The following is a 1,885-nucleotide window of genomic DNA, read 5'->3' on the forward strand; positions in this document are numbered from 1 at the left end:
AAAGGGTAAACGTGCGCTGACGACTTTCGTTTAGCAAGCACCTCCGCCCTGTGCTTGGCATAGCGATCTTGATTCGCCTGAACATATTCCCAGGTTTTATCACTTTGTTCGACGCGCTCTCTGCGTTGGCGCTCTACTTTTTCCTTCGTCGTCTCCCTGGCGACAGGCTCTTCGGGTTGCGTGTCACCTTCTATCCAGCGCGTATTAATTCTACTAATGTCCATGTTTACTTTCTCATATATTTCTATCCGCGCAATGATACAACAGGAATATCTGTGGCAAAAACTTGCCTGAAAAGCCACACAAATAGTACCTGTCCCGCTAACTCACAGAGGTCAAATTTGGCACCGATCGTGGCAGGCGCAGTGCAACTGGCGCCCAGCGGCATGGTGCATGATTGTTGATATTGTGCCGGGACTTGTGTCATCGTCGCCAAAGGCACCATCGGGACTAAAGTGCCTGTCCGATAACCAATCTCTGGCGCTTATCTTACCAATGGAAAGCCGGAAAGATAAGCGCCAGAACAGTAGGTGTTAGTTTAAAAATACGATACGTCAAGTCTTGTCTTTAAAAGACTTTCTCTCTCATATCAGATTAAATCTATTCAGACACGCACAGCTCAGGTGATAAAGCATAAGTCCGACTAGAGTATTTTAGCCCCAGTTTCCTTTTCGAATCACACTCAATATAACCACGTTCGTAAAGTTCTTTTTTTGTTTCTTCTGTCACATACCAGCCATAAGCAAATGACAGAACGGTCAATGATAAAAAAAATATTAACACTATTCTTGGAAGCCAATTTAAAGACCGACCAGAAATAAAGGTGATAACCATTATCAGAAACGAAATGGCAGCTAATGTAACATAGCTAGTAAAGAAGCATTGTTAATAGGAGCGTAAACCTTCACAAGGTTTTCATAAGAAGATAGTGAAGTCACCACCCTCAGTGAGAAATATCCACTCACCCATAAAAATGGCATTAATAAAACCAAATATCCTGATGACTTTAAACGACTAATTTTCATTGACTATTTTCTCAATTTCTCTCTTCATCGGTTCGGTGAAGTTATACTCGTCATCAATTTCTGAAACCACAAAGCCAATACCAAAAGCAGCGATAGCAAATACACCTAATACTGCTACAGTAGGCGGCGCAACGAAAGTAGCAATCACACCGCTAACGAGTAGAGTAAAGCCTTGTGCGATAACGCCTGTTACTACGCCTTTAGCAACGTCTGCAGAAAACTGCCCAACCACTTCGCCTAATGTTTTTTCATCGTGAAGCATATAGTCAACTGCATTGACTGCACCGCTAAAAATAACTTCGACATAAACATTGCCTTTAAGGTAGGTGACATTTCCTTTCACTGTATTGAGCGCATGTCCCAACTTAAGCATCTGAGGAGTGGCTGCTTGCCAGCGAGGGCCAATATCTAGGTAACGGGTTGATAGTTTTCAACCACGATGCTCATCACACCGTTAATGTTAACCGCTTTGGCTGTCGCTCCTAATCCTCCCAGCTCTTTTGCAACTTCATAGGCTCCTTTCAAGCCAGTTGCCACTCCCGTGTAGTCTTTACCCGTTGATAGCTGCCCATGCGTATCTTGCATAAAGGCGTCCAAATACTCGTTCGCTTCTTCTGGGGTTAACACAGCAAGACGCGTATTTCTTTGTTGCGAATGATCCCACTGGTACTCTCTTGCCACTTCACGTGCATCATCTAGCAGTGCCTCATCAGTAAAAGGGTAAACGTGCGCTGACGACTTTCGTTTAGCAAGCACCTCCGCCCTGTGCTTGGCATAGCGATCTTGATTCGCCTGAACATATTCCCAGGTTTTATCACTTTGTTCGACGCGCTCTCTGCGTTGGCGCTCTACTTTTTCCT

At 44.4% G+C, this 1,885-nt stretch carries 1 protein-coding gene and 2 pseudogenes; all 3 read right to left on the minus strand.

Going from position 1 to position 1,885, the window contains the following annotated elements; genetic code table 11:
• Nucleotides 1–224, minus strand: a pseudogene (locus DZ54_RS25640) (hypothetical protein); the annotation flags it as partial.
• Nucleotides 225–1,014: 790 nt separating this feature from the next.
• Nucleotides 1,015–1,398: a hypothetical protein gene (locus DZ54_RS26530; RefSeq protein ID WP_240474070.1), complete on the minus strand. Its 384-nt coding sequence runs from the start codon at nucleotides 1,396–1,398 to the stop codon at nucleotides 1,015–1,017.
• 35 nt (nucleotides 1,399–1,433) lie between these two features.
• Nucleotides 1,434–1,885: pseudogene (locus tag DZ54_RS26535) on the minus strand (hypothetical protein); the annotation flags it as partial.

Origin of the sequence: Salinivibrio socompensis S35 (genome assembly GCF_000513715.1) — a bacterium.
Lineage (GTDB): Bacteria > Pseudomonadota > Gammaproteobacteria > Enterobacterales > Vibrionaceae > Salinivibrio > Salinivibrio socompensis.

Excerpts from the sequence above, each read along its gene's own strand:
- DZ54_RS26530 (WP_240474070.1), bottom strand. The coding sequence starts at position 1,398 with ATGCTTAAGTTGGGACATGCGCTCAATACAGTGAAAGGAAATGTCACC.